This is a genomic window from Alcaligenes sp. AB3, from assembly GCF_031844565.1.
Lineage (GTDB): Bacteria > Pseudomonadota > Gammaproteobacteria > Burkholderiales > Burkholderiaceae_B > Alcaligenes > Alcaligenes faecalis.
Window position 1 is genome coordinate 1 of sequence record NZ_JAUZVM010000019.1, and the last position, 6,068, is coordinate 6,068.

The 6,068-nt window shown below is 51.5% G+C and carries 2 tRNA genes and 3 rRNA genes; all 5 read left to right on the forward strand.

From position 1 onward, the window contains the following. Positions 1-705: 705 nt before the first annotated feature. The 5 genes from Q9R35_RS18615 (at position 706) to rrf (ending at position 6,054) form a co-directional block, all read left to right on the forward strand. Positions 706-2,242: ribosomal RNA gene (locus Q9R35_RS18615) — 16S ribosomal RNA — on the forward strand. Between the two features lie 93 nt (positions 2,243-2,335). Next, positions 2,336-2,412: transfer RNA gene (locus Q9R35_RS18620), tRNA-Ile, on the forward strand. 11 nt (positions 2,413-2,423) lie between these two features. Continuing rightward, positions 2,424-2,499 (forward strand) — tRNA-Ala (locus Q9R35_RS18625). A gap of 378 nt (positions 2,500-2,877) precedes the next feature. Then, positions 2,878-5,760: ribosomal RNA gene (locus Q9R35_RS18630) — 23S ribosomal RNA — on the forward strand. Positions 5,761-5,941: 181 nt separating this feature from the next. Then, positions 5,942-6,054: ribosomal RNA gene (rrf, locus tag Q9R35_RS18635) — 5S ribosomal RNA — on the forward strand. The 16S, 23S and 5S rRNA genes sit together here with 2 tRNA genes alongside, the layout of an rRNA operon. The last annotated feature ends 14 nt before the right edge of the window (positions 6,055-6,068 follow it).

A 6,068-nucleotide genomic window follows, 5' to 3' on the forward strand; every position in this document is an offset into this window, starting at 1 on the left:
GAAAATCATCGTGCTATAGTTCTTTTCTCGCTGCAGCACACACAGGGTTTTCCCTCAAAGCGCTACAGAGAGCAGTTAGACAAGATTCACCGCCTTGGCCAAGAGGCCCGCACCGAAGCTTGAATGACTGAGTCAGGTAACTGACACGGTGTAAAACCCGGAGCTTGACAAATCAGAAAATTCTGTGTTAAAGTTCTAGGTTCTGCTCCAGAGAACGCAATGTTAAGTTTTTAAGCGGTTTCGAAGGTTGAAACGGATTTGAAGATTTACCCTTGTTTGTGAAGTGGGATGGTTAGCCTTTTGGGTTGATTGTTCGCCAGGTAGGACGGAACGAAAGTTCTGGTTTAAGCGGGATGAGTTGGACGGTTTTAAAACTTTCTAGCTTCTTCAAAAAAACGCTTGACACACTGCCTGATCTGCTTCATAATCTCGTTTCTCTGCTGCTAACACAGCAAGGCACGAAGCGCTAAACGCGACGAGCCAGCCGGGTTGGTCAGTGGAATGACAGGCAACTGTCACTGCTCTTTAACAATTAACAGCCGATAAGTGTGGGCGCTTGGAATGAGCGAGTCGAACCCTTCGGGGATCGCCACAAGTTTGTATCAAGTGCTCACAAACGAAAGATGAAGAATTACCTTGTGTAACTCTGAATTTTTCTTTGAGACACAATCGGTCTCGTCGCAAGACGGGACAACCACAGAGATTAAACTGAAGAGTTTGATCCTGGCTCAGATTGAACGCTAGCGGGATGCTTTACACATGCAAGTCGAACGGCAGCGCGAGAGAGCTTGCTCTCTTGGCGGCGAGTGGCGGACGGGTGAGTAATATATCGGAACGTGCCCAGTAGCGGGGGATAACTACTCGAAAGAGTGGCTAATACCGCATACGCCCTACGGGGGAAAGGGGGGGATCGCAAGACCTCTCACTATTGGAGCGGCCGATATCGGATTAGCTAGTTGGTGGGGTAAAGGCTCACCAAGGCAACGATCCGTAGCTGGTTTGAGAGGACGACCAGCCACACTGGGACTGAGACACGGCCCAGACTCCTACGGGAGGCAGCAGTGGGGAATTTTGGACAATGGGGGAAACCCTGATCCAGCCATCCCGCGTGTATGATGAAGGCCTTCGGGTTGTAAAGTACTTTTGGCAGAGAAGAAAAGGTACCTCCTAATACGAGGTACTGCTGACGGTATCTGCAGAATAAGCACCGGCTAACTACGTGCCAGCAGCCGCGGTAATACGTAGGGTGCAAGCGTTAATCGGAATTACTGGGCGTAAAGCGTGTGTAGGCGGTTCGGAAAGAAAGATGTGAAATCCCAGGGCTCAACCTTGGAACTGCATTTTTAACTGCCGAGCTAGAGTATGTCAGAGGGGGGTAGAATTCCACGTGTAGCAGTGAAATGCGTAGATATGTGGAGGAATACCGATGGCGAAGGCAGCCCCCTGGGATAATACTGACGCTCAGACACGAAAGCGTGGGGAGCAAACAGGATTAGATACCCTGGTAGTCCACGCCCTAAACGATGTCAACTAGCTGTTGGGGCCGTTAGGCCTTAGTAGCGCAGCTAACGCGTGAAGTTGACCGCCTGGGGAGTACGGTCGCAAGATTAAAACTCAAAGGAATTGACGGGGACCCGCACAAGCGGTGGATGATGTGGATTAATTCGATGCAACGCGAAAAACCTTACCTACCCTTGACATGTCTGGAAAGCCGAAGAGATTTGGCCGTGCTCGCAAGAGAACCGGAACACAGGTGCTGCATGGCTGTCGTCAGCTCGTGTCGTGAGATGTTGGGTTAAGTCCCGCAACGAGCGCAACCCTTGTCATTAGTTGCTACGCAAGAGCACTCTAATGAGACTGCCGGTGACAAACCGGAGGAAGGTGGGGATGACGTCAAGTCCTCATGGCCCTTATGGGTAGGGCTTCACACGTCATACAATGGTCGGGACAGAGGGTCGCCAACCCGCGAGGGGGAGCCAATCTCAGAAACCCGATCGTAGTCCGGATCGCAGTCTGCAACTCGACTGCGTGAAGTCGGAATCGCTAGTAATCGCGGATCAGAATGTCGCGGTGAATACGTTCCCGGGTCTTGTACACACCGCCCGTCACACCATGGGAGTGGGTTTCACCAGAAGTAGGTAGCCTAACCGTAAGGAGGGCGCTTACCACGGTGGGATTCATGACTGGGGTGAAGTCGTAACAAGGTAGCCGTATCGGAAGGTGCGGCTGGATCACCTCCTTTTAGAGCGAATGGCTCGCAAAGCGAAAGCGTCCACACTTATTGGCTGTTAGTTAATGTCATGACCATTGAAGGTATCGCCCACTGGTGATAGATGGGTCAGTAGCTCAGTCGGTTAGAGCACCGTCTTGATAAGGCGGGGGTCGTTGGTTCGATTCCAACTTGACCCACCAACGATTACCTCGGGGGATTAGCTCAGCTGGGAGAGCACCTGCTTTGCAAGCAGGGGGTCGTCGGTTCGATCCCGTCATCCTCCACCACCGCTTTTGTGGTTGGTTGTCGATACAGCAAGGTTCATGACAGAGTATAGGGCACAGGACAACAACGGTTGACCTGGCGCGAGATTCAACGAAGAGTGTTCTTTTTAAAGAATACTGCTCGTTGGGTTATGCAACCCACGAATTGCTCTTTAACAATTAGGAAGAAGCACAACGAAGGTGTGTTGTCTAATAAACGCAAGACGATTAGTCGACTTGTGATGACAATACACGGGTTGTGATTGCAACAGAACAAATTATGTTCAACGAAAGTTCTCAAAAATATAGACGTTGTCTGATCTTCGGATTGGATAACAGCTAAGGATTGATGAACGGCAACAACGTATACTCATATTCCTATAACAGCATCAAGCGTTATAGGATCAAGCGAATAAGTGCATATGATGGATGCCTTGGCGATCACAGGCGATGAAGGACGCGGTAGCCTGCGAAAAGCTACGGGGAGCTGGCAAACAAGCTTTGATCCGTAGATGTCCGAATGGGGAAACCCACCGTAGTAATACGGTATCCCATGCTCAATACATAGGCATGTGGAGGCGAACCGAGTGAACTGAACCATCTCAGTAACTCGAGGAAAAGAAATCAACCGAGATTCCGGAAGTAGTGGCGAGCGAAACCGGACCAGCCTGGATGTTTTAGCGTAGTGAATAGTCGAATGGAATGGAAAGTCCAGCCGTAGCAGGTGATAGCCCTGTAGGCGAAATTCAGTACGTGGAACTAAGCATCGAACAAGTAGGGCGGGACACGTGAAATCCTGTCTGAATATGGGGGGACCATCCTCCAAGGCTAAATACTCGTGATCGACCGATAGTGAACCAGTACCGTGAGGGAAAGGCGAAAAGAACCCCGGAAGGGGAGTGAAATAGATCCTGAAATCGTATGCATACAAACAGTAGGAGCACCCTCGTGGTGTGACTGCGTACCTTTTGTATAATGGGTCAGCGACTTACATTCAGTGGCAAGCTTAACCGAATAGGGGAGGCGTAGCGAAAGCGAGTCCGAATAGGGCGATTCAGTCGCTGGGTGTAGACCCGAAACCAGGCGATCTATCCATGGCCAGGTTGAAGGCACGGTAACACGTGCTGGAGGACCGAACCCACTAATGTTGAAAAATTAGGGGATGAGCTGTGGATCGGAGTGAAAGGCTAAACAAGCCTGGAGATAGCTGGTTCTCTCCGAAAACTATTTAGGTAGTGCCTCGTATATTACTGCCGGGGGTAGAGCACTGTTATGGCTAGGGGGTCACAGCGACTTACCAACCCATGGCAAACTCCGAATACCGGCAAGTACAGTACGGGAGACAGAGCACCGGGTGCTAACGTCCGGACTCAAGAGGGAAACAACCCAGACCGCCAGCTAAGGTCCCTAACTATGGCTAAGTGGGAAACGAAGTGGGAAGGCATAGACAGTCAGGAGGTTGGCTTAGAAGCAGCCATCCTTTAAAGAAAGCGTAATAGCTCACTGATCGAGTCGTCCTGCGCGGAAGATGTAACGGGGCTAAGCCATAGACCGAAGCTGCGGATGTGTACTATGTACACATGGTAGGAGAGCGTTCCGTAAGCCTGTGAAGGTGTTCCGTGAGGAATGCTGGAGGTATCGGAAGTGAGAATGCTGACATGAGTAGCGATAAAGGGGGTGAAAAGCCCCCTCGCCGTAAGTCCAAGGTTTCCTGCGCAACGTTCATCGGCGCAGGGTGAGTCGGCCCCTAAGGCGAGGCAGAGATGCGTAGCTGATGGGAAGCGGGTTAATATTCCCGCACCGTCGTAGAGTGCGATGGGGGGACGGATTGCAGAATGTTATCGGGGTGTTGGATGTCCCCGTTGGCGCATCATAGAAGGCACTTAGGCAAATCCGGGTGCGTAATTCAAGGGTGTGACTGGATAGAGCTTCGGCTCTAAACTAACTGGAAGCAGTTCCAAGAAAAGCCTCTAAGCTTCAGCTCTACGAGACCGTACCGCAAACCGACACAGGTGGACGGGATGAATATTCCAAGGCGCTTGAGAGAACTCAGGAGAAGGAACTCGGCAAATTAATACCGTAACTTCGGGAGAAGGTATGCCTCATTAGTGTGATGTGCCTGCGCACAAAGCATGAAGAGGCCGCAGTGAATCGGTGGCTGCGACTGTTTACTAAAAACACAGCACTCTGCAAACACGAAAGTGGACGTATAGGGTGTGACGCCTGCCCGGTGCCGGAAGGTTAAGTGATGGGGTGCAAGCTCTTGATCGAAGCCCCGGTAAACGGCGGCCGTAACTATAACGGTCCTAAGGTAGCGAAATTCCTTGTCGGGTAAGTTCCGACCTGCACGAATGGCGTAACGATGGCCACACTGTCTCCTCCTGAGACTCAGCGAAGTTGACATGGTTGTGATGATGCAATCTCCCCGCGGCTAGACGGAAAGACCCCATGAACCTTTACTGTAGCTTTGCATTGGATTGTGAACCGGCCTGTGTAGGATAGGTGGGAGACGTTGAAGCGTGGTCGCCAGATCGCGTGGAGTCATCCTTGAAATACCACCCTGGTCTGTTTGCGGTTCTAACCTAGGTCCCTTATCGGGATCGGGGACCGTGCATGGTGGGCAGTTTGACTGGGGCGGTCTCCTCCTAAAGTGTAACGGAGGAGTTCGAAGGTACGCTAGAGACGGTCGGAAATCGTCTTGATAGTGCAATGGCATAAGCGTGCTTGACTGTGAGACTGACAAGTCGAACAGGTACGAAAGTAGGACATAGTGATCCGGTGGTTCTGTATGGAAGGGCCATCGCTCAACGGATAAAAGGTACTCTGGGGATAACAGGCTGATACCGCCCAAGAGTTCATATCGACGGCGGTGTTTGGCACCTCGATGTCGGCTCATCTCATCCTGGGGCTGTAGCCGGTCCCAAGGGTATGGCTGTTCGCCATTTAAAGAGGTACGTGAGCTGGGTTTAAAACGTCGTGAGACAGTTTGGTCCCTATCTGCCGTGGGCGTTGGATATTTGACGGAGCCTGCTCCTAGTACGAGAGGACCGGAGTGGACGTACCACTGGTGTATCGGTTGTCATGCCAATGGCATTGCCGAGTAGCTACGTACGGAAGAGATAACCGCTGAAGGCATCTAAGCGGGAAACTCGTCTGAAGATTAGATATCCCGGAGGCTTGACCTCCCTGTAGGGTCGTCCGAGACCAGGACGTTGATAGGCTGGGTGTGGAAGTGCAGTAATGCATGTAGCTAACCAGTACTAATTGCCCGTGTGGCTTGATCCTATAACCCTTGAGGTTGTAGTGAGTTAAGTTGTTGACCACAGAACGTAATATTGAAGTGCAGCGCAACCCGCGCTCGACACCTTCGTAACCGCTGCTAGCTGATCCGTACTGATCGCTAGCGGTGTGCTTCTTCCAATTGGCTGGGGCGTCCCTTAAAAAGACGACTCGGCAACCAGTTACGCTTGACGACCATAGCGAGGTGGTCCCACACCTTCCCATCCCGAACAGGATTGTGAAACGCCTTTGCGCCGATGATAGTGGACGGACGTCTGTGAAAGTAGGTCATCGTCAAGCTCTTATTCCTCAAA